This window comes from Streptomyces sp. PA03-3a, from assembly GCF_033792735.1.
Classification (GTDB): domain Bacteria; phylum Actinomycetota; class Actinomycetes; order Streptomycetales; family Streptomycetaceae; genus Actinacidiphila.
On the sequence record NZ_JARAVM010000003.1, the window covers coordinates 144,018 to 166,231 of the forward strand.

Annotated in this window: 14 protein-coding genes and 1 pseudogene; 3 read left to right on the forward strand and 12 right to left on the reverse strand. The window is 71.5% G+C overall.

The features are described 5' to 3' along the window. Positions 1 to 75: 75 nt before the first annotated feature. Positions 76 to 1,374, reverse strand: a complete 1,299-nt coding sequence (gene mmsB / locus PV342_RS04500; protein ID WP_018557707.1) for a multiple monosaccharide ABC transporter permease — start codon at positions 1,372 to 1,374, stop codon at positions 76 to 78. Then, positions 1,371 to 2,918 carry a multiple monosaccharide ABC transporter ATP-binding protein gene (gene mmsA / locus PV342_RS04505; protein ID WP_018557708.1) on the reverse strand — a complete coding sequence of 516 codons (1,548 nt, stop codon included), beginning with the start codon at positions 2,916 to 2,918 and terminating at the stop codon, positions 1,371 to 1,373. Before mmsA ends, mmsB begins: the two co-directional genes overlap by 4 nt. Before the next feature lie 265 nt (positions 2,919 to 3,183). On the opposite strand from mmsA, the gene PV342_RS04510 reads away from it, so the two are divergent. After that, positions 3,184 to 4,374, forward strand: coding sequence for an ROK family transcriptional regulator (locus tag PV342_RS04510; RefSeq protein ID WP_400800949.1), 1,191 nt, complete (start codon positions 3,184 to 3,186; stop codon positions 4,372 to 4,374). A 61-nt stretch (positions 4,375 to 4,435) separates the two neighbouring features. Here PV342_RS04510 and PV342_RS04515 read toward each other — a convergent pair whose 3' ends face one another. Together PV342_RS04515 and PV342_RS04520 are read right to left on the reverse strand one after the other, a co-directional pair. Further along, entirely contained in the window at positions 4,436 to 4,759 is a 324-nt protein-coding gene (locus PV342_RS04515) for a TetR family transcriptional regulator C-terminal domain-containing protein (RefSeq protein WP_400801386.1), read from the reverse strand. Positions 4,760 to 5,171: 412 nt separating this feature from the next. Beyond that, positions 5,172 to 6,053: pseudogene (locus PV342_RS04520) on the reverse strand (sensor histidine kinase); the annotation flags it as partial. 33 nt (positions 6,054 to 6,086) lie between these two features. On the opposite strand from PV342_RS04520, the gene PV342_RS04525 reads away from it, so the two are divergent. Beyond that, positions 6,087 to 6,239, forward strand: coding sequence for a PepSY domain-containing protein (locus PV342_RS04525; protein WP_400800952.1), 153 nt, complete (start codon positions 6,087 to 6,089; stop codon positions 6,237 to 6,239). Between the two features lie 20 nt (positions 6,240 to 6,259). Here the strand turns inward: PV342_RS04525 and PV342_RS04530 are convergent, their stop codons facing one another. From PV342_RS04530 to PV342_RS04540, 3 genes are all read right to left on the reverse strand, one after another. Then, positions 6,260 to 6,883 carry a histidine phosphatase family protein gene (locus PV342_RS04530; protein WP_386992398.1) on the reverse strand — a complete coding sequence of 208 codons (624 nt, stop codon included), beginning with the start codon at positions 6,881 to 6,883 and terminating at the stop codon, positions 6,260 to 6,262. 89 nt (positions 6,884 to 6,972) lie between these two features. Next, on the reverse strand, positions 6,973 to 7,350 hold the full coding sequence (locus PV342_RS04535; RefSeq protein ID WP_400800958.1) for a hypothetical protein: 378 nt from the start codon (positions 7,348 to 7,350) through the stop codon (positions 6,973 to 6,975). 95 nt (positions 7,351 to 7,445) lie between these two features. Beyond that, complete coding sequence (locus PV342_RS04540; RefSeq protein ID WP_400800961.1) at positions 7,446 to 8,456, reverse strand: LuxR family transcriptional regulator; 1,011 nt, start codon at positions 8,454 to 8,456, stop codon at positions 7,446 to 7,448. A 252-nt stretch (positions 8,457 to 8,708) separates the two neighbouring features. Between PV342_RS04540 and PV342_RS04545 the strand changes: the two genes are divergently transcribed. Further along, on the forward strand, positions 8,709 to 12,461 hold the full coding sequence (locus tag PV342_RS04545) for a S8 family serine peptidase (RefSeq protein ID WP_500315848.1): 3,753 nt from the start codon (positions 8,709 to 8,711) through the stop codon (positions 12,459 to 12,461). Between the two features lie 151 nt (positions 12,462 to 12,612). On the opposite strand, the gene PV342_RS04550 is transcribed toward PV342_RS04545, so the two are convergent. The 5 genes from PV342_RS04550 to PV342_RS04570 form a co-directional block, all read right to left on the reverse strand. Beyond that, positions 12,613 to 14,316, reverse strand: coding sequence for an ABC transporter family substrate-binding protein (locus PV342_RS04550; RefSeq protein WP_400800965.1), 1,704 nt, complete (start codon positions 14,314 to 14,316; stop codon positions 12,613 to 12,615). 100 nt (positions 14,317 to 14,416) lie between these two features. Further along, entirely contained in the window at positions 14,417 to 16,531 is a 2,115-nt protein-coding gene (locus PV342_RS04555) for an ABC transporter ATP-binding protein (RefSeq protein WP_400800967.1), read from the reverse strand. Beyond that, a complete protein-coding gene (locus PV342_RS04560; RefSeq protein WP_500315849.1) occupies positions 16,528 to 17,547 on the reverse strand; it encodes an ABC transporter permease in 1,020 nt (339 codons plus the stop codon). Before PV342_RS04560 ends, PV342_RS04555 begins: the two co-directional genes overlap by 4 nt. 77 nt (positions 17,548 to 17,624) lie before the next feature. After that, entirely contained in the window at positions 17,625 to 18,593 is a 969-nt protein-coding gene (locus PV342_RS04565) for an ABC transporter permease (RefSeq protein ID WP_500315850.1), read from the reverse strand. A 320-nt stretch (positions 18,594 to 18,913) separates the two neighbouring features. Then, positions 18,914 to 22,192 (reverse strand): GH92 family glycosyl hydrolase, encoded by a 3,279-nt coding sequence (locus tag PV342_RS04570; RefSeq protein ID WP_500315851.1) that lies wholly within the window; start codon positions 22,190 to 22,192, stop codon positions 18,914 to 18,916. Positions 22,193 to 22,214 lie beyond the last annotated feature (22 nt).

Consider the following 22,214-nt stretch of genomic DNA (forward strand, 5'->3'; position numbering starts at 1 on the left):
GTGCCCTTTCCGGGTGATGCGGTGAGAGACGAGCGCCGCCTGGTGCGGCACCCTGGGGGGGGTACTGCCGGTCGGTCAGCCTGCGACCGGAGCCTTGTCGGGGTCGGAGGCCGGGTTCGGCGGGTCGACCGGTGCGGACGTCTCGTTCTGGCGGAACGGACGCATCAGGGTGCCGATGATCGAGAAGCGACCCTGGCTCTTGCTGTAGACGTCGAACGCGACGGCGAGGAGGAGGACCAGGCCCTTGATGATCTGGACCATGTCCGAGCCCACGCCCTCCAGTTGGAGGCCGTTGTTGAGCAGCGCCATGACCAGACCGCCGACGATGGAGCCGCTGATGGTGCCGAGACCACCGGACACCGCGGCGCCGCCGATGAAGACGGCCGCGATGGCGTCGAGTTCCCAGCTCAGACCGTCCTGCGGGCCGGATGCCGCGGAACGGGCCACGAAGATCATGCCGGCGAGCGCGGCCAGCACGGACATGTTCATCATGACCAGGAAGTTGACGCGCCGGAGCTTGACGCCGGACAGTTCGGCCGCGCGGGAGTTGCCTCCGACGGCGTAGATGTGCCGGCCCCCGATGGTGTTGCGGGTGTAGTACGAGTACGCGAGCACCAGGGCGATCAGGATGATGCCGGAGATCGGGAAGCTGGTGCCGATCCGGCCGCCGGCGAAGCGCAGTGTGGTGAAGATGATGATGCCCACCATCACGGCCAGGCGGATCCCCGTCACCCACAGCGGCGCGGCGTCGGCGTGCATGACGCGCCGGGTCTGCCGGGCCCGCCACTCGCGCCAGACCACGCCCGCGCAGGCGAGCAGGCCGAGCAGCAGCGTCAGGTTGTTGTAGCCGGTGTCCGGGCCGACCTCGGGCAGGAAGCCTGCACCGATGTCACGGAACCCGGTGGGGACCGGCACGGTGTCCGCGTTGCCGATGTACTGGTTGCCGCCGCGGAACAGGAGCATGCCGGCCAGGGTGACGATGAACGCCGGCACTCCCACGTAGGCGACCCAGAAGCCCTGCCAGGCACCGATCGCCGCGCCGACGAGCAGGCCGAGCAGGATGCCCACCGGCCAGGGGAGCGAGTGCTCCTGCATCGTCTTGGCGACCACGATCCCGGTGAACGCGGCCACCGAGCCGACCGAGAGGTCGATGTGCCCGGCGACGATCACCATCAGCATGCCGATGGCCAGGATCAGGATGTAGGAGTACTGGCTGACCACGGCGATGAGGTTGCCGGAGGTCAGTGTCAGTCCCCCCGTCCAGATCTGGAACAGGAGCACGATCGCGACGAGCGTGGCGATCATGCCGAACTGGCGGGCGTTGGAGGCCGTGCCCCCGAAGAGGTTCTTCTGCAGGTCTGAGATGCGGCTCATGGGCTCGGTGTCTTCTTCATAGAGGTCATCTGTTTCATGAGGAGTTCCGGGTTCGCGTCGCGGCGCGTCACCTCACCGGTGATGGCGCCTTCGAACACCGTGTAGATGCGGTCGCACAGTCCGATGAGCTCGGGCAGCTCCGAGGAGATGACGATGACGCCCTTGCCCTCGCCCACCAGCCGCTGGATGATCCCGTAGATCTCGTACTTGGCACCCACGTCGATGCCGCGGGTGGGCTCGTCGAGGATGAGCAGGTCGGGGTCGGTGAACATCCACTTGGCCAGGACGACCTTCTGCTGGTTGCCGCCGGAGAGCTTGACGACCTCCTCGTCGACGCCGGGGGTCTTGATCCGCAGGCTCTGGCGGTACTCCTCGGCGATCCGGTGCTCGCGCACCGGGTCGATGACCTGGTGGCGGGAGATCTTCGAGAGCTTGGCGGCGACCATCGAGGTCTTGATGTCGTCCAGCAGGTTGAGGCCGATCGACTTGCGGTCCTCGCTGACGTAGGCGAGGCCGTGCCGGATGGCCTCCGAGACCGTCTTGAGGTGGATCTCCTTGCCGTCCTTGAAGACCCGTCCCGACAGGAAGGTGCCGTAGGAGCGGCCGAACAGGCTCATCGCGAGTTCGGTGCGCCCGGCGCCCATGAGGCCGGCGAAGCCGACGATCTCACCGCGCCGCACCGTGAAGGTGGAGCCCTTGCACACGAGCCGTTCCTCGGAGGCGGGGTGCCGCACGGTCCAGTCGCGGACCTCGAAGAACACCTCCCCGATGTCGGGTGTGTGGTCGGGGAACCGGCTGTCGAGTTCCCGGCCGACCATGCCGCGCACGATGCGGTCCTCGTTCACACCGTCGGCCTCGACGTCCAGGCTCTCGATCGTCCGCCCGTCGCGCAGGATGGTGATGGTGTCGGCGACCGCCTCGATCTCGTTCAGCTTGTGCGAGATCATGATCGAGGTGATGCCGCGGTCCCGGAAGCCGCGCAGCAGGTCGAGCAGGTGCTGCGAGTCCGTCTCGTTCAGGGCCGCGGTCGGCTCGTCGAGAATGAGCAGCTTCACGTCCTTGGCGAAGGCCTTGGCGATCTCGACGAGTTGCTGCTTGCCGACGCCGATGTCCTTGACGAGCGTGTCCGGGTCCTCCTTGAGGCCGACCTGCTCCATCAGCTCCAGCGCCCGGTGCTGTGCGGCCTTCCAGTCGATCGAGCCGCGCTTGCGCGGCTCGTTGCCGAGGAAGATGTTCTCCGTGATCGACATGCCGGGGACCAGCGCCAGTTCCTGGTGGATGATGACGATGCCGGCCTGCTCGCTGGCCCGGATGTCGTGGAACCTGACGGTGTCGCCCCGGTAGACGATCTCACCGGTGTAACTGCCGTGCGGGTGGACGCCGCTCAGCACCTTCATGAGGGTGGACTTGCCTGCGCCGTTCTCGCCGCAGATCGCGTGGATCTCCCCCTCCTTCACCACCAGGTTGACGTCCGCGAGCGCCGTCACGCCGGGGAACGTCTTGGTGATGGACCGCATCTCCAGCAGTACCGGGGTGCTGCTCATGCGCGGAGCTCCACGCCGCGGACGCCGCGCAGATCACGCGGGCCCGCCTCCCCAGGGATGCGACATTTCGTGGACATCAACTTGCCTCCGATGACACTGCGCCGTGCCTCCATGCCGGACCTGTTACGGCTTGGGCACCGGACTTTAAATCCATTTGTTTTACTAAGTCAACGCCCTTGCGCGGTATCGTCATTGCGGCAAGAGAGGAACGCGTGTGCGGCAAGCAGGAACAAACCTCCCCAAAGTCGGGCGGTACAACCGGGCGGTGGTCCTGGACCAGATCCAACTCGCGGACGGGATCAGCCGGGTCGAGATCGCCCAGAAGACGGGACTGACCCCGCAGACCGTCTCGGGGATCGTGCGCCGTCTGCTGGACGAGGGGATCGTGCGCGAGGACGGGGCCAGCCGGGGCGCCGGCGGCGGCAAGCCCCGCACCACCCTGCGGGTCAACGCGGACGCGGGCAACGCCGTCGGGCTCGTCTTCGACCCGGTCGAACTCACCTGCTCCGTGGTCGACCTGCTGGGACGTCCGCTGGTCGTCAAACGGCGGCCCACGCCCCCCGGCACCGATCCGACACACGTGGTGGCCGCCATGGCCGACCTGGTCGCCGAGGTGCTGACCGAGGCCGACGTGCCGCGCGGCAACGTCCTGGGGCTGGGCCTGGCCACCCCCGGCCCGATCGACCAGCGGAACGGCATGATCGTCGCCCCGCCGCAGCTCGCGCACTGGACCCGGGTGCCGCTGCAGCAGATGCTCGGCGACGCCACCGGCCTTCCGGTGACCCTCGACAACGACGCCACCGCCGCCGCGGTCGGCGAGCGCTGGTCGGGCGCGGGCCGGGGCGTGGCGAACTTCGCCTACCTGTTCTTCGGCACCGGCATCGGCGGCGGACTGGTCCTCAACCACCAGGTGTACCGCGGTGGTTCGCTCAACGCCGGCGAGTTCGGCCATTCCACGGTGGTGTCGGACGGTCCTGAGTGCTACTGCGGCAACCGGGGCTGCCTGGAAGGGCTGGCGAACCCGTCCGCGATCGTGGCCGAGACGCACCGCCGCCTCATCGCCGAACCCGGCGGCAGCATGCTGTCACCGGCGTTCGGCCGGGACCCGGCCTCCGTCGACCACGCCGCGGTCCAGCTCGCGGCGGGAGCCGGTGACCCGGTCGCAGCCGCGGTCATCGACGAGGCCGCGCAGCACGTGGCCACGGTCGCGGTGACGATCGCCAACTTCATCGACGTGGACCTGATCATCCTCGGCGGTCACGGCATCCAGCACGTGGAGTCCCGCTACGTCGGCGCGGTCGCCTCCGCACTGACCGCGAGACCCCTGGCCCGGCACATCCGCGTCGTCCAGGTCGAGGCCTCCCCGCTCGGCGCCGACGCGGCCGTCGTGGGCAGCGCCGCACTCGTGCTGCACGCCACCTTCTCGCCGCAGTTGTCGTCGCTCGTCCTGGACTGACGGAGGGCGGACGACGGGGCGCACGGCGGCGCGGACGGCGGGAGTTCCACGAGGGGTGACGTCAGCGTGCCAGCGCGCCGATGAGGCGCTCGACGGCCGGCACGTACCCGGCGTCGTCCAGTTCGGGATCCCAGGCGCTCTGCAGCGCCAGCCCCTGGTAGATCGCGACGAACACCCTGGCCAGGCCGTCGGCCGGCCACGCGGCGTCCACTTCGCCGCGCTCCTGGGCCGCCCGGACCAGGTCGGCGACGACGGCACGGGGACGGTCCACACCCTCGCGCGCCACCGCGTGCACCCGCGGTGCCCGCAGGGCCTCGGCCCAGATCTGGACGCCGAGTCGCACACGCTGCCGCTCGCCGGGGCCCAGCGACCGCAGGAGTCCCAGGTAGCACGTCCATTTTTTGACCGGGGCTCCGTCACGGCCCCCGGCGGCAGGCCGTCACTCCTCGTCGGACGGAGTCAGCCCGACCTCCACGACACCGTCGTGCTGGAAGAGTTCCGAGGTCAGCCGGCCGGGGGTCGGCGGTGCCCTCGACCTCGAACAGAACCCGGGCGGCCGCATAGGTCCCGCCCGGCAACCGGTCCGCCCGCACCTCGCGGATACGGAATCCGAGCCGCGTGCAGGTCTCCGTCAGCCGGGGCAGCAGGGCGGTGCCGGTGCGGTAGGTCATGCGCAGTTCGGAGACCGAGGCCGTCGCGCCCGGCAGCAGGCGCGGCACGAGACGGGGGTACCCGCGCACCACCAGGAAGGGCAGGGCCGCGACGGCCAGGCGGCGGGACCGGCCCGGCGCCTGCCGTCACGCCAGAGGCAGCCTGACCCGCAGCAACGCCCCGCCCTGCGGGGCCGATCCGGCGTCGGCGTAGCCGCCGTGCCGGTGGACGATGTCGCGGACGATCGCCAGGCCGAGTCCGGCGCCTCCCGCGTCGCGGGTGCGTGACTCGTCCAGCCGGATGAAGCGGTCGAAGACGCGTTCCCGGTCTGCCTCCGGGATGCCCGGGCCGTCGTCGGTCACCTCCAGCACGGCCCACCGGGCGTCGCGGGAGACACGCACCGCGACCGAAGCGGTCGCGTGACGCCGGGCGTTGTCCAGGAGGTTGTCCAGGACGCGTTCCAGCCCCTGCCGGTCACCGCGGACCGTCACCGCCTGCGGGGCCTCGACGGTCACGGGCACCGCGCCCGAGCACAGCGCGCCCCTCTCGCGGGCCAGTTCGTCCAGGGGCACCGGTTCCATGGGGGTCTCCTCCCCCGCGTCGAAGCGGGCGAGCAGGAGGAGGTCGGACGCGAGCGTCTGGAGCCTCGTGACGTCGTCCACCGCGCTGTCCAGGTCCAGCAGGGCCGGGTGGGCGGCCGCCACCTCCAGTTCGGTGCGCAGCGCCGCGATCGGGCTGCGCAGTTCGTGGGAGGCGTCGGCCACGAAGCGCCGTTGCCTCTCGACGGCGGCCTGCAGGGCCGTGAGCGTCTCGTTGGTGGCCCGCGCCAGCCGGGCCACCTCGTCGCGGGCCGGCGGCACGGGCACCCTGCGGGACAGGTCGGCACTGGAGGTGATCGCCTCCATCTCGGCGCGGATGGCGTCGACGGGGCGCAGCGCGTTGCGTGCGCCGAGCCAGGTCACCGTCCAGACCACGGCGAGCATCACGGGCAGGCCGGCCAGCAGGAAGACGACCGCCGTGCGGACGGCGGGGACGCACTGCGCGGCTCACGCACCGACCTCGTGGAGGCGGCCAAGGCGGCCGCCGGCGCCCGCCCCGGTACGGTCACCTCCGTCTCACTGGACGACGACACCCGAGCCTGGGAGGTCGAACTGACCGAGAACGGCGCCGAGCACGAGGTCCGCGTCGACCCGGCCACCGGCGACACCGCCTGACGCGGGGCCGGGCGGCGGCCTCAGATCCGCCCCCCGGGTGGGAAGCCGGTCCAGCGCAGTTCCTCCGGCAGGTGGCGCATGTCGTTCTGGACCAGAACCGACACGGGCCGCCCCGGCGTGTAGCGGATGACGGTGAGGGCCGCGTTGGCCTGGTTCACACCGAGCCACCGCCATGCCGGGGCGTCCATGGCATGCCTCACCAGCCAGCCCACCAGGAAGTTGTGGGTGACGACCAGTTCGTGCCGCTCCCCGTCGCCCTCGGCGGGGCCGGTGAACTGCTCCAGCGCACGCAGGGCCAGCGAGGGACCGAGCGCGCGCTCCTCCGCCGTGGCGCCCTCCAGGAAGCGCAGGAGGTGGTCGGCGCTGTCGGGGGGCAGTTCCTCCCGCCGCGGGAAGTACGGGACGTAGTCGCCGGCGGTCTCCGAGACGCGGAGGTCGGCACCGTCCAGGTGCTCCCCGATCAGGGCCGCCGTCTGCGCGGCCCTGGGCAGCGGGCCGTGGTGGACCACGGATATCGGCAGGTCGGCCAGCCTGCGGCCGAGCAGGGCCGCCTGGCGGCGCCCGTCGTCCGACAGCCCGCTCTCGTCCGGCAGGGCCTCTCCGTGCCGGACCAGATAGAGGTAACGTGTGGCCGCAGCCGCCATGCCCGGGCTCCTTCGCGAAGCGTCATGATCGTGTGGTCGACCCTGGGCACGACGCCGCGGACGCCGTCCCGGTTCCCGCGGGCGGGGCGTCAGGGGAGCAGGGCGCCCCGGTAAATCCCGGTGCGCAGCGGCGCGTGCATCATGGCGGAGGGTTCGTGGCGGAACATCCGCTCGGCGATGGCGTAGTTGCCCATGAGGTCCATCACGAACGGCGTCGAGTCCCAGGCGAGGGTCATGAGCGCCGTTCCCGCGTTCTTCCAGAAGGTCGTGGACCCGTGGGGCGCGTTGCCCGCGGCCAGGGCGAGGGCGCTCTCCCACGAGCCGCCGAACCGGACGATGGCGCGGACCTCCGCCGCCCGGTGGTCGGGCACCAGGGACTCGTGACGCCGCACGGCCTCCTCGAACGTTCCCGGCAGCGGGACGTCGAACCCGGTGACGCCGTAGTCGGCCGATCGCGTCCGGGGCACCCGGACCACCTCGGACGGCGCGGCACACCGCCGCGCCCTCCTCCCATCGTCCCCCTGCGGCGTATCGGCGCGAGTCCGTGCTCTCACCTGCGTGCTCACACCCAGTTGCGCCGGGCCGCCGCGACGCCCGCGCCGAACCGGTTGGTGGTGCCCAGTTCCGTGTAGAGATCCTGGATCCGCCGGCGCAGGGTGCGCGTCGAGACGCCGAACTGGCGGGCGATGGCATCGTCCTTGACGCCGGCGGCGAAGAGCGCGAGCAGGTTCCGCTCCTCGTCGGTGGGTTCGCGCACCGGGTCGCCCGAGTCGCCCGGGGGGTACGGCTGCGGCGCCGGCGGCTGCTGGGCGCCCGGTCCGGCCAGCGGGGCGGCACCGGCCCAGTAGCGCTCGAAGAGCTCGGTCAGGGCCTCCAGCAACGGAGGCGCCTCGGTGTAGAGGGTGTCGGTGCTGTCGGAGCCCAGGCTCAGCGAGACCATGGCCGCCGAGCGGTCCGCCATCGTCAGCTTGACGGGCAACGAGGACACGACCCTGGCCTCCTCGCCGCGCGACACGAGACTGCCCAGTTCCTGCCCGCCGCCGTCCTCGTCGAAGCTGGCGGCCGCGTAGACGACCCGCACCCGCACGCCGCGCCGCACGGCGGCCTCGTCGAGCGGCCCGTTCGGCGCGAAGAGGAAGGGCGGCCGGGCCAGGCCGCAGATCTCGTACGTGGCGGCCTGGTGCAACCGGTAGTAGCAGTCCCCGACTTCCTCGGGACCGCTGATCGTCCGGGTGGCGGGCTCGCCGGCGCTGGACCGCCTGGCCTCGTCGAACAGCGCGCCGAGCGGCCCGGTGGCGTCGCGTATGGCGGCCAGCTGGCGTTCGCGGGACTCCACCAGTGCCCGCAGGGCGTGCCGCGGATCCACGGTCAGGTACTCGCCGGAGGAGCGGCGGCTCAGCAGTCCGGAGTGGTGCAGGCGTTCCAGCAGGGCCACCGCCGCTCCGGTGCCCAGCCCGAACGCCGCGGTGACGTCGTCGGCCGTGCCGCCACCGTGCGCGAGCAGACCGCGGTAGACGGCCTCCGCCGCCGCGTCGAGTCCGACCAGCTCCAAGGGTACGGCGGCATCCGTCATCGTTCTCCACCTACGTTCTTCCTGCGCGTGAGCGAATTGACGTCATATCAGCAACGTGTGACAGGTGTGCCGCGGCGCGGCGACCGCTCACACCGTGCAGTGTGTCTCGCTTGCCGATCATTGCGCCAATTTGCGCTCTGTCCACTTGGTGACATGGCACAGAAGTGCCAAAGGGCCGCCTTTACAGGGATCCGAACGGATGGCTGACTGCGTTCAACCCCAGCCCATCGATTCCATGAGGTTCCCTTGCGCATGCCTCCGTCCCGCAGACGCGGGTTGACTGCCGCCGTCGCCGCCCTGGTGGTGCTGACGGCCACGGGTCCGGTCGCGTCCGCCGACCCTTCGGCGACGTCCCCCTCCCCCACCGCGACCGGCGCCGCTCCCGCGGCCGCGCGCACCGTCACGCTGATCACCGGTGACAAGGTCACCGTGACCGGGAACGGCCGCACCGAGTCCGTCACCTCGGTCACCGGCCCCAACGGCAGGACCGCCGGCGCCCACGTGATGTCGGTGGGCCGGGACACCTACGTGTACCCCGACGCCGCGGTGCCCTACATCGCGTCAGGAGCCCTGGACGAGGGGCTCTTCAACATCACCGCGCTGCTGGCGGACGGCTACGACGACGCCCGCACCGACCGGCTGCCGCTCATCGTGACCTACACCGACGCCGCGGCACGCTCCCGCACCGCGAAGACCCCGGAGGGCGCGCGCAGGACGCTGACGCTCGACAGCATCCAGGGCGCGGCGATCTCCGCCGAGCACGACCGGGCGGCGGACTTCTGGTCCTCGCTGACCGGCACCGGGGCGAGGGCCGCCGGGACCGCCGCGAAGGCGGCGGACGGCGCACGACTGGCCGGCGGCGTCGCCAAGGTGTGGCTGGACGGCAAGGTCAAGGCCACGCTGTCCGACACGACGGCGCAGATCGGCGCCCCGGAGGTGTGGGGCGGCGGGGACACCGGGCAGGGCGTGGACGTCGCCGTGCTCGACACCGGCATCGACGCCGCGCACCCGGACTTCGCCGGCCGCATAGCGGCGACGCAGAGCTTCGTGCCCGACCAGGACGTCACTGACCGGCACGGTCACGGCACCCACGTCGCCTCCACCGTCGCCGGGACCGGCGCCGCCTCCGGCGGCGCTGAGAAGGGTGTCGCCCCTGGTGCGTCCCTGCACATCGGCAAGGTCCTGGACAACTCCGGCAGCGGCCAGGACTCCTGGATCCTCGCCGGCATGGAATGGGCCGCCCGCGACCAGCACGCCAAGGTCGTCAGCATGAGCCTGGGCGGCGAGGCCACCGACGGCACCGATCCGCTCAGCGAGGCGGTGAACCGGCTCAGCGAGGAGACCGGGGCGCTGTTCGTCATCGCGGCGGGCAACTCGGGCCCCTCGCCCTACACCGTGAGCGCCCCCGGTGCCGCCGACGCGGCGCTGACGGTGGGCGCGGTCCGGGGCCCGGGCAAGGGCGTGGACGAACTCGCGGAGTTCTCCAGCCGTGGCCCGCGCGTGGGCGACAACGCCGTCAAGCCCGATCTGACCGGCCCGGGTGTGAACGTGCTGGCGGCGCGCTCGCAGTACGCGCCGGAGGGCGAGGGCGCCTACCAGACGATGAGCGGCACCTCGATGGCGACGCCGCACGTGGCGGGCGCCGCGGCCCTCCTGGCCGCCGAGCACCCGGACTGGACGGGGCGGCAGCTCAAGGACGCGCTGATCAGCACCACGGCGAGCACCATCGACAGGTTCAGCCCCTTCGAGTCCGGCAGCGGGCGCGTGGACGTCGCCGCCGCCGTGAAGGCCACGCTGGTCGCCTCCGGTGACGCCTACGCGCAGACCCACTACCCGTACACGCCGGGTCAGACGGTCCGCAAGGACGTCACCTACACCAACTCGGGCGCCGAACCCGTCACCGTGGACCTGGCCCTGCGCCCGGGTCAGCTGCCCGAGGGACTGTTCACCCTCAGCGACTCGCGGCTGACCGTGCCCGCGCACGGCACCGCCTCCGTCGGCGTCATCACCCACCTCGACGCCGCCGAGGACAACGGCGCCTATGCCACCCGCCTCGTCGCCACCGACACCGACGGCGCGACCCTGGCCCGCACCACGGTCGGGGTGAACAAGGAGGGCCGCCGGACCATGCTGACGGTCACGGCGAAGGACCGGCGCGGCAAGGCCCTGCCCGGCACCCTCATCCTCAAGGACGTGGAGCGCAACACCGCCCCCAAGGCGTTCGCCGTCGACGCCTCGGGCCGCATAGACCTGCGCCTGCCCCCGAGCACCTACTCGGCGTGGATGAACGCGGACGTGCCCGGCATCGACGGCACGCACACGCTGGGCTTCGCAATGTTCTCGGCGCCGCAGATCGACCTCGACGCCGACCGCACCGTCCGCTTCGACGCCGCGGACCTGCGCAAGGCCGCCGCCGTGACGCCGCAGCCGACCGCCAACCAGTTCATGCGCGTCGACCAGTACCGCTCCAACGGCGACCTGTACCCGTTCATGGACAGCTACATGCCGCAGTACTGGCTGTACGACAGCCTCTGGGTGACCCCGACTCCCAAGGTGAGCACGGGTTCCTACCACTTCGCGACCCGCTGGCGGCAGATCCAGGCGCCGCTGACGTTCTCCTCCGGCTCGCACACCTACGGCGACGTCACCATCCAGAGCCTGTCGCCCAAGCTGCCGGACGGCACGGGCACCTACCGGGCGGTCTGGGCGGGTGACGGCTCCGCGGCCGACTTCCGCAAGGTCAAGGTGCGCGGCCAGGTGGCCGTCGTCCGTCGCAGCGACAGCGTGTCGGCCCCGGACCAGGCCGCCGCTGCGGCGAAGGCCGGCGCACGGCAGCTGCTGATCCTGAACGACGGCTACGGCAAGTACGACCCCTGGGCCGACCTGCCCGAGGGCGCCCCGCTGCCCGTGGCCTCGCTCGGCACCGACGACAGCGCGCGGCTGCTGAGCCGGCTCCGCAAGCCCGGCACTGCGACACTGAAGGTGGTCTCGCACCCGTACCCCCGCTACGCCTACGACCTGATCCGCCACAACGACGGGGCGGTCCCGAGGGACCCGTCCTACCGGCCCGGCCCCGGCGAACTGGCGCGCATCGACGAGTCGTTCCGCAACACCAAGCAGGGCAGGGCCGTGGCGTACCGCGAGGACGTCTCGGTCATCGGCAACCGGCCCACGCTCGTCGATGCGACGCAGGTCGCGGCCCAGGGCGCCCTCACCTCGTGGGTCACGGCGGGTGAGCGCTGGATCTCCGCGGCCGCCATGCCCGATCTCGGCCAGCGGGGCGTCATCCGCACGTACAAGGCGCGCAGCACGGCCAGTGAGACCTGGTTCGCGCCGATCCAGCGCCCGCGGGCGCTCAACGACGGCATCAGCTGGACGGCCCCCTTCCGGGTCGGCGACATCATCAGCACGTCCAGCCTGCCGGCCTGGGGCGACTCCGGCGGTCACGCGGGCGTGACGTGGGCCGACGGCGACACGTCGAAGATCTCGCTGTACCAGGGCGACGAGCTGCTCGGAGAGGACTACAACGAGCGGATCGTCACGGCCGAGGAGCTTTCGCCCGACCCGCGGCCCTACCGGATCGTGGTGGAGGGCGAGCGGAACCTGCCGGACCGTCCGTACTCGACCCGCACCCGGAGCGAGTGGGGCTTCGTCTCCAGCACCACGGACTACACGACGCTCACCCCCCTGCCGCTGGTCCAGCTCGACTACGCGGTGGCCACCGACCTGTCCGGCAAGGCGCAGCGGCGGACCGGGCTGACGGTCACCGCCTCGCACCTGAAGGGCGCGGCGGGCGCCGGGGCGATCCGCACCGTGACCCTGGAGGTGTCGTACGACGACGGCGCCACCTGGCGCAAGGCGACGCTGCGGCAGTCGGGCAACGGCTGGAAGGCGCAGCTCGACGCGCCGTCGCGGGCCCGCTTCGCGAGCCTGCGGACGACGGCGCGGGACTCGAAGGGGAACAGCGTCAGCCAGACCCTGATCCGCGCCTTCGGCGTCAAGTAGCCGACGGCACGACGGACGAAGGGCCCTTGTCCCCGGTGCTGCACCGGGGACAAGGGCCCTGTCCTTTCGGGGTGTCGGCTCGGGTCGGGGCCGACGCGACGCGGGAGGGATGTGAGGAGGGGGTCGTCCTCCCGCGCCGCGGCTCAGGGGGTCACCGGGTGAATCCGACCCGGGTCCAGTCGGTGTCCTGGAACCCGAAGGCGCCGTAGTTGGCCACGTCGGACTTGGCCGCGACGATCTGCGGGCGCTGGTACAGCGGCAGGTTGGCGGCCAGCTTCCACAGTCCGGCGTCGGCGGCGTCGAGGTCGGCGAGGTAGGCGGAGTGGTCCACCTCGGTGCCGGCCTTGTGCATGTCGGCGTCGATGGCGGCGGTGCCGATGCGCGCGTAGTTCTGGCCGATGTTCCCGTGCTTCGGGGAGACGAAGGTCGCCGCGCCGTTGGTCAGCGGGAAGAACGGCACGGAGCCGATGCCGCTGAACAGCGTGAGGTCGAACTTCCCGGCGCTGACGTCGTTGAAGAAGTCGTCGCTCGGCTTGACCTTGGTGTCGAGCCTGACGCCCACGTTCTTGAGCATCGCCGTGAACAGCTGCGCCTCGTTGGCGGCGATGGGCGTTCCCGACGGGATGGTCAGCGTCAGCTCCAGCGGCTTGCCGTCCTTCTCGCGCACTCCGCCGTGCATCCGCCAGCCGGCCGCGTCCAGTTGCCGCCCCGCCTCGGCGGGGTCGTAGCGGCCGAGGGAGCCCGCGTTGTCGCGGTAGGCGACGTCGTTGTTGACGAGGAAGTGGTTGTCGAGGGGCTTGGCCGGGAAGGGCAGGCCGTTGAGGTCGGCCTTGCCGATGGCCTGGCGGTCCAGGGCCATGAACAGGGCCCGGCGGACCCGGACGTCCTTGAGCAGCGGGCTCCGGCCGTTGACGACCATCTGGCGCAGGTTGGGGGCGCCCGCCACGCGGATGGAGGTGTGCGGCACCTTCCCGGCCTGCTTGTAGGCGGCCACGTCCGGCCCGATGTCCTCGACGTCGATCTCGCCGGAGGCGAAGGCCCCGGGGGTCGACGCGGCGTCCAGGGTACGGAAGTTGATGCCGTCGAGTACCGGTTTCGAACCCCACCAGTGGGGGTCGCGGACCTCGGAGACGACCTTGGTCGTCGGGTCCATCCTGCTGATCCTGAACGGACCGGCGGTGACCGGGATGCGGTTCTTGTAGCTGGTGTCGAACTTCCGCGGGGTGTCGATCTGCGACGCCGGGTACAGCGGGGAGAACAGCGTCTGCCACTCGGAGAACGGCGTGGCGTAGGTGACGACGACGTGCCGCGCGTCGCTGCCCTGCGCGACCGAGGCGATCTGCTCGTAGCCAGAGGTGCTGACGGGCGTGTACGTGGGGTTCCTGCCGTTCTGCGCCTGCCAGTCCGCCCGGAAGTCCTTCCAGGTGAGGGGAGTGCCGTCGGACCACCGGGCCCGGGGGTTGATCACGTAGGTCGTGACCTGCCTGCCGTGCTTGACGGCGGTGGTCACCTTGCTGAGGTAGTCCGGGTTGGGGGTCCGCTTGTTGTCGGGGGTGCTGTGGAAGAGCGCCGGCAGCAGGGGGGCCATCGTCGTGGTCACGGCGACGGTGTTCTGCGAGGCCGCGTTGAGGCTGTTCCACTGGGTGGCGTACTCGTCGACGGGGAAGTTGAGCGTGCCGCCCTGCCGGAGTTTCGCGGGGTCGACGGGGTTGATCTGGTTGAGCGTCGCCTTGGGCGGTGCCTTCGGCGCCGACGAGTTCGCGTCGCCCTTGCCTGCGCCGCACGCGGTGGCGCCGGCGAGGAGACCCGCGGACACCACGACTGCCGTGGCCAGCCTTACGGACTTTCGGTTCAACGGGACTCTCCTTGTGGGTTCCGTGGGTGGTGTGTCGGCCGCGCGGGGCGGCCGGGGGGACGTGTCACGGGCCGTGGACGTCCCGCGGGCCGTGGGCGCGTCACAGGACCTCCAGGGCGGCCGCGAAGTGGCAGGCGGCGCTGTGGTCCTCGCCCAGAGCCCCGGCGGCGGGGTCCTCGGTGTCGCAGCGCCCGGAATCGGCCGGCGCGAGGTCGCGGTACTTGGGGCAGCGGGTGCGGAACCGGCAGCCCGAGGGGGTGTCCGCGGGACTGGGGAGGTCGCCCTGCAGGATGATCCGGCGGCGCCGCCGCTCCTTTCCGGGGTCGGGCAGAGGTACGGCCGACAGCAGGGCCCGGGTGTAGGGGTGGGCGGGGCGGGCGAAGACGTCCTCGACGTCGCCGGCCTCCACGATGCGGCCGAGGTACATGACGGCGACGCGGTCCGCGATGTGCCGGATGACCGACAGGTCGTGCGCGATGAACAGGTAGCTCAGGCCGAGTTCGGCCTGCAGTTCGTCGAGCAGGTTGATCACTCCGGCCTGGATCGAGACGTCCAGCGCGGACACCGGCTCGTCCAGCACGACCAGCTTGGGGTCCAGGGCCAGCGCCCGGGCGATGCCGATCCGCTGCCGCTGCCCGCCGGAGAACTCGGCGGGGTAGCGCTCGGCGTGCTCGGGCAGCAGCCCGACGAGGCGCAGCAGTTCGGGGACGCGCTCGGCGATGCGCGCCCGGTCCCAGCCGTGGGTGCGCAGCGGCTCGGCCAGGATGTCGCCGACCGGCATACGGGAGTCCAGTGACGCCATCGGGTCCTGGAACACCACCTGCAGGTCCCTGCGCAGCTCCCGCCGTCCCCTGCCGTCCAGTTGCCCGACGTCCTTGCCGAGGACGGCGACGCTGCCGGCGCTCCGGCCGGCGAGGTCGAGGATCTGCAGCATGGTGGTGGTCTTGCCGCAGCCGGACTCGCCGACCAGCGCGAGGGTCTCGCCCTCGCGGATGTCGAAGTCCACGCCGTCGACGGCCCGCACCGTTCCCACGCGGTGCTTGAACACCGAGCCCCTGAGGAGCGGGAAGTGCTTGGTGAGGCCGGTGACCCGAAGGACCTCGCGCCGCTCGGCGCGCGGGAGTCCGCCGGCGCGGCGCGGCGAGGCGGGGGTGGGGAACATGCCCGGCGACGGGATCCCGCCGGGCGCGTCGATCTCCTGCGCGCGGTGGCAGGCGGTGGCGTGCGCGGCTCCCGTCGTGACGGCGCGCAGAGCGGGCTCCTCGGTACGGCAGCGGTCCACGGCCACCGGGCAGCGCGCCGCAAAGGGGCAGCCGGCCGGCAGGTCCACCATCGACGGCGGCGTGCCCTCGATGGGGGTCAGGGCCGTCCGGTCCCCGGAGTCCAGCCGCGGCACCGAGCCGAGCAGGCCGATGGTGTAGGGCATACGGGGCGTGGCGAACAGTTCGTCGGCCGTCCCGGTCTCCACCGGTTTGCCGGCGTACATCACGACCACCCGGTCGGCCATCCCGGCCACCACCCCGAGGTCGTGGGTGATCATGAGGATCGCCGCTCCGGTGACCTCCTGGGCCTTCTTCAGGACCTCCAGCACCTGCGCCTGGATGGTGACGTCGAGCGCCGTGGTGGGCTCGTCGGCGATGATCACCTCGGGGTCGTTGGCGATGGCCATGGCGATCACCGCCCGCTGGCGCATACCGCCGGAGAACTCGTGCGGGAAGGCGTCGACGCGCCGCCTGGGGTCGGGGATGCCCACCAGGTCCAGCAGTTCCAGGGCCCGTTCGCGGGCCTGGGCGGCGGTGAGGTCCTGGTGGATCCGCAGGGCCTCCACCAGCTGGGTGCCGATGGAGAAGACGGGGGTGAGCGCGGACAGCGGGTCCTGGAAGACCATGCCGAGGGCACGGCCACGGATGCCGGACATCTGCCGGTCCGGCAGCCCGAGCAGCTCGCGATCCCCGAGCCGTACGGAGCCGGTGACCTCGGCGTCGTCCGGGAGCAGTCCGAGCACGGCGGTGGCGGTGACGGACTTGCCGGAGCCGGACTCGCCGACGACGGCGAGGGTCTCGCCGGCCCGGAGCGTGAAGTCCACGCCGCGGACCGCGTGTACCCGTCCGGACTCGCCCGGGAAGGACACCCGCAGGTCGTTCACGGTCAGCACCGGACTGCCGGCGGCCGGACGCGGGGAGGGGGCGCCGAGGACGGCGGTGGGGTGGGTCATGGGGTGACTCCTTCCTGTGGCGCCGCCGACGGGACGACCGCGGCTGTGGGCTTGCGGCGCGGGATCCGCGCGGTCCGTGCGTGGCGGGACCGGGGCACCGCCGGCCGGGCGCGCCTGCGGGACTTCGCCCCGCGCGCCGTCGGGTCGAAGGCGTCCCGCAGTCCGTCGCCGATGAAGGCGACGGCGAGGCCGATCAGGACGAGGAAGGCCGCGGGGAAGAAGAACAGCCACGGGGAGGTGTTGGCGTCCGGCGTTCCGGCGGCGATGAGGGTGCCGAGCGAGACGTCGGGCGCCTGGATGCCGAACCCGAAGTAGGACAGCGAGGTCTCACCGAGCACGATCGCGCCGACCTGGACGGTCGCGTCGATGATGAGGATCGACGCCGCGTTGGGGAGGATGTGGCGGAAGATGACGACCAGCGGGTGCACGCCCATGTAGCGCGCGGCGAGCACATACTCCCGTTCCCGCAGGGTCTGGGTCATGCTGCGCACCACCCGGCCGGTGATCATCCAGCCGAACGCCGCGAGCAGGATCACGAAGAACAGCCAGGTGCCGTGCTGGAACGCCGGTGACAGGACCGCGAGCAGCAGGAACGCCGGGATGACCAGCATCAGGTCGAGGAACCACATCAGGACCCGGTCGGTCCAGCCGCCGAAGTAGCCGGCCGAGGCGCCCACCACCGCGGCGATCAGCGTGGTGAGCGGCCCCCCGACGAGTCCGACCACGAGTGACTTCTGCAGGCCCCTCAGCGTGAGCGCGAGCAGGTCCTGACCGGAGTGGGTCGTGCCGAACCAGTGCGCGGCGCCGGGGCCGGTGTCCAGACTGGTGAAGTCGTTGTCGTGGTACGTCCAGTGGAGGAAGGGCGGTACGGCGTACGCCAGCAGCACCAGGGCGACGACCAGGGCGATGCCCACCAGGGCCAGCCGGTTGCGCGCGAAGCGGGCGAGGACGAGCGCGCCGCGGCTCCTGCTCTGGGGTGGCGCCGGCGTCCCGGCGGCGCTTGCGGGGGTGGTCATGGGGGAGACTCCTCGAGTCGTGCGGTCCGGTCGTTCACCTGGGTTCACGTGTGTTCACCTGGGCGACATGGGCCTTCTCAGGTGCGGACCCGTGGGTCGAGCGCCGCGTAGACGAGGTCGGAGAGCAGTCCCGCGATCAGGACGATGCCGGCGGTGAAGATCGCCACGGCGGCGACCGCGTTGACGTCGTTGCTCGTGATGGAGTTGACCAGCCACTCCCCCATGCCGTGCCAGCCGTAGATCTCCTCGGTGAAGGTGGCGCCGGTGAACAGCAGCACGACGTTGTAGACCACCAGCGGCATCACCGGGATGACGGCCGTGCGCAGTCCGTGCCGAAGGACCGCCTGGCGCCGCCGCAGGCCCTTGGCGCGGGCCGTCCGCAGGAAGTCGCTGCCCAGGACGTCGAGCATGGTGCTGCGCTGGTAGCGGCTGAAGAACGGGATCTGGGCGAGCAGCAGGGTCAGGGTGGGCAGCACGAGGTGTTCGAGGTTGTTGAGGACGATCGGGAGGGTGCCGTGCACCTTCGGGTCGTACATCCCGATGTACTGCACCAGCGGCCCGTCGCCCGCGGTGTCCAGGGTCCGCAGTCCGACCGCGATCACCACGACCGGGGTGGCCAGCAGGACGTAGGAGACGATCGTCGACACCCGGTCGGACGGCCGGTACTGCCGCAGCGCGTTCCAGGCGCCCACCGCGACGCCGCCGACGGCGCCCAGGACGGTCGCGACGAAGAGCAGCTCGGTGCTCACCAGGACGCGGCGTCCCAGCTCGGTGTTGACGGACGCGCCGTCGTAGGTCCTGCCGAAGTCGCCGTGCAGCACGATCCCGGTCAGCCAGCGCCAATAGCGGAGGTACACGGGTGTGTGCGGGTCGAGGTTGTAGCCGCGCAGGATCGTGTAGATCGAGTGCAGCGGCGGCCGGGGATTCTTCGACAGGTAGTTGATGTCGGGGTGAAGGGTGAAGGAGGCGAGAAAGTACGTCGCGCTGGCCGCGATGAACACCAGGATTGCGTAGTTTCCGAGGCGGCGCAGAAGGTAACGGCCCAACGTGCTTTCTCCTTCGTCCGGCCCGCCCTGTGAGCAGGGCCTTCAACCAAGTCCGTCGCGGGCTCACGAACAATGGGTGGCCATCGCCCGACGGCTCGGAAAATATCCTCCTGCAGCCTGCATCCATACCAGGCAATCCACACACAAAGAATTGGCAATGCGCATTGCCGGACGGAATTCGAGAAAAAGGGTTCCAAGCCTTCGAGAATTCCCGCTATGACCTGCGCCACCTTATTCGACGCTTATCCGGCGCGCCGCTGCGGACAGCACGAAGGGCGGGCGCGGAATCGCTCCGCGCCCGCCCCTGGGGATCCTCCGGGTCAGTCCACCGCGAGGGTGAAGACGTGCAGGTCCGTGTTGGCCGGGAGCTTCACGCTCGTGATGGTCTTGCCGTCCGGCGCGGCGAAGGGCTTGGTGGCGAAGACGTACGTGGCCACCGGATCCTTGTCGGCGCCCGCCACGTTCCGGTACGCGGTCCTGGCGACCACCTCGTTGCCGAAGCGGACGCTGCCGCCGCCGCCTCCCACGGTCCAGTCGGTGAAGGACAGGTCGACGGAACCGGTGCTGCCGTCGGAGTAGGTGACCGTCGCCGTCGTCTGCTGGTCGCCGTTGACGGCGCTGCCGACGAACGACAACCGCGAGGCCGGAGTGGCCAGTTCGATGGTCTGGCCGGTCGCGGAGGCGTTGTCGGGGCGCCCCGCGGGCGAATCGGGCCAGGTGAAGCCGAGGCCTCCGGTGACCGTGCCCTGCGCGCCGCCGGTCAGGCCCGCCGCGGCGAGCGCCTGACGGGAGTAGCTCCAGCCGCCGCCGTCGTAATCCGCCTCGTCGTGGTCACCGGAGTCGTCGGAGATGCCCGTGCTGTTGTACGCCGCGATGAGGGAGCCGGGAGCGGCGACCGTCAGGGACACCGGCTGCTCGTACGACGTGTCCCCGTAGGTCACCGCGACCTTGGCGTCGTAGAAGCCCTGCTTGACGTCCGCGGCGGTGGACAGGGTGATGTCCTGGGAGCCGTCCGTGAACGTCCCCTCCGCGGGGGACGCCGTGACGCCGTCGGGCACCTCCACGCGGAAGCTCACCCGCGGTGCCTGACCGCCGCTCAACGACAGGGCGCGGATGCCGACCTCGGTGCCGCCGCCCGGGGCGATCGTCGCCGTGGTGGGGCCGACGCCGACCTGGTGCGGCTGCTCGCCCTCCCGGAAGGAGGGCGGCGCGTCCGCGGCGTCCGCTCCCCAGCCGCGGTCCGGGGTGCCCGACAGCGTGTAGTCGAGCCTGCCGCCGTCCTCGACGAAGGAGGCGGGCAGCCACGGCCGGTCGCTGGTGCGGCCGTCGACCTTCAGCGACCGGACGTACGGGGCGTCGGCCGCCGCACCCGCGGCGCGGATGGAGATGTCGTTCCCGGCGGGTCGGTCGATCTCGATCCGCGGGAACAGCGGGGAGCCCAGGACGAGTTCGGCGCGGGAGGGCACCTGCGGGTACATGCCGAGGGCCGAGAAGACGTACCAGGACGACATCGCGCCGAGGTCGTCGTTGCCGGGGATGCCGCCCGGCTGCGTGGACCACAGGGCGCCCATCGCGGCCCGGACGGTCTCCTGCGTCTTGTAGGGCTTGCCGGCGTAGGCGTAGAGGTACGGCACGTTGATCGACGGCTCGTTGTCCATCTCGGACTTCCCGCCGCCGCTGCCGGTGAACGCCCAGCTGCCGTCCGCCTTGTGGAAGAAGGCGTCCAGCCGGTCGAGGGCCTTGTCCCGTCCGCCCATCGCGGCGAACAGCCCGGCCGGGTCGTGCTGCACCATCCAGGTGTACTGGGCCGCCGTGCCCTCGACGAAGCCGTTGCCCGTGGCCGGGGTGAAGCCGGTGACCCAGCTGCCGTCGGCCGCGCGGTTGGCGATGTAGCCGCCGCTCGGGTCGGCCGCGAGGTTGAAGTTGTTCTGCCACCACTGGGAGCGCCGGGCGAAGTCGGCCGCGGTGCGCTTGTCCCCGGCGGCCTTGGCGAGCTGGGAGAGGGCGAAGTCGGCGCCCGACATCTCCAGGGTCTCGGCGGCGCCGCCCCAGGCGTTGGAGACGGACGGCATGTAGTGCAGCTTCAGGTACTTGTCCAGGGAGGGGCGCTGGCCCACGGAGAGGATGGGCTTGCCCGCCGGCGAAAGGTCGCGCTCGGTCGGCACGGTCGCGGCCTTCACCAGGGAGTCCAGCGCGCCGCGCAGGTCGAAGTCCGTTCCGCCGAAGGCCCGGATCCCGGCGAGGGCGGCGGGCGACGGGTCGCCGTTCATGACGTGTGTGCCGGACGCGCCGTGCAGCCAGCGGTCCCAGACGCCGCCGTTCTGCCGGGCGAACTCGTACAGCGACTGGGCGATGTCGGAGCCGGTGCGCGGGCTCAGCAGGGTGAGCAGCTGGACCTGGGAGCGGTAGACGTCCCAGCCGGAGAAGGTGCCGTACTGGGCCTGGTGGCCGCGGGCGACCGTGTGGACCTCGCCGTCGCTGCCCCGGTATCTGCGGTCGCTGTCGCTGATGACGTTGGGGTGCATCATCGCGTGGTACAGCGCGGTGTAGAAGGTGGTGCGCTCGGCGTCCGTGCCGCCGCCGACCTTGATCGCGCCCAGCCGCTCGCGCCACGCGCGGCGGGCCGCGTCCCGTACGGCGTCGAAGGAGCGGTGCCGGGGGTTCTCCGCGGCGAGGTTGGCGGCGGCGCCGGCCTGGCTGACGTACGAGATGCCGACCTTGACGTTCACCGGTCCGCCGCCGGGCGCGAACTCCACCCAGCCGCCCGCGCCCTTGCCGGGAACCGGGTTCCCGCCGTCGGCGAAGCCGCCGGTGCCGCCGGAGGCGCTGGTGGCACCGGGGCTCACCTTGTCGTCCTGCCAGATGCCGGTCGCCTTGAAGGCACGGTCGAAGCGGGCGGTGAAGTAGAGGGTGTAGTAGGAGCGGCGGCCCTCCGGGTCGAGGTAGCCGCAGAAGTTCCCGGAGGTGACGGAGCCGGAGACGGTACGGGTCTTCGGGTCGATGGTCACGGTCGAGTCCGTGGACCCGACCTCGGAGTTGGCGGTGCGGATCAGCAAAGAGGCCGGCTTGTCCGCGGGATAGGTGAAACGGCCGGAGCCCGTCCGCGTGGTGGCCGTCAGGTCCGCGGTGACGCCGGAGGACAGGCCGACCTTGTAGCGGCCGGGCTCGGCGGTCTCGTCGGCGTGCTTGAAGTCGGCGGCGTAGACGGCGTCCTTGGTGTCCGCGGCGGGCGAGGTGGTGACCTCCCCGGCGTACGGGAGGAACGGGATGTCGCCGCTGCCGCCCGCACAGCCGGTGCCCGACATGTGGGTGAGGCTGAAGCCCCGGACGCGGGGGGCGTCGTAGTGGTAACCGCCGGGCGCCGTGGTGCGGGTGGCGTCGCCGCCGGTGGTCTCGGGGCTCCAGGACAGCATGCCCTGCGGCATGACGGCGCCGGGGAAGACGTTGCCGCCGTTCCTGGTGCCGATCAGGGGGTCGACGTAGGAGGTGGGGTCCTGCACGAGATCGGGTGGCGGCGCGGCGGGCGCCGCGAGGGCGGGAGTGGCGCCGCCGACCGCCAGGACGGCGGCCAGCAGCACGGACGTCGGACGCAAGCGCATGACGCGGCCCTTCTTCTCACGG

What these genes read in the sequence shown, in the direction of transcription:
- PV342_RS04545 (WP_500315848.1), top strand. Translation starts at nt 8,709, where the DNA reads ATGCCTCCGTCCCGCAGACGCGGGTTGACTGCCGCCGTCGCCGCCCTG.
- PV342_RS04555 (WP_400800967.1), bottom strand. Translation starts at nt 16,531, where the DNA reads ATGACCCACCCCACCGCCGTCCTCGGCGCCCCCTCCCCGCGTCCGGCC.
- PV342_RS04570 (WP_500315851.1), bottom strand. Translation starts at nt 22,192, where the DNA reads ATGCGCTTGCGTCCGACGTCCGTGCTGCTGGCCGCCGTCCTGGCGGTC.
- PV342_RS04540 (WP_400800961.1), bottom strand. Translation starts at nt 8,456, where the DNA reads ATGACGGATGCCGCCGTACCCTTGGAGCTGGTCGGACTCGACGCGGCG.
- PV342_RS04530 (WP_386992398.1), bottom strand. Translation starts at nt 6,883, where the DNA reads ATGGCGGCTGCGGCCACACGTTACCTCTATCTGGTCCGGCACGGAGAG.
- mmsA (WP_018557708.1), bottom strand. Translation starts at nt 2,918, where the DNA reads ATGAGCAGCACCCCGGTACTGCTGGAGATGCGGTCCATCACCAAGACG.
- PV342_RS04560 (WP_500315849.1), bottom strand. Translation starts at nt 17,547, where the DNA reads ATGACCACCCCCGCAAGCGCCGCCGGGACGCCGGCGCCACCCCAGAGC.
- mmsB (WP_018557707.1), bottom strand. Translation starts at nt 1,374, where the DNA reads ATGAGCCGCATCTCAGACCTGCAGAAGAACCTCTTCGGGGGCACGGCC.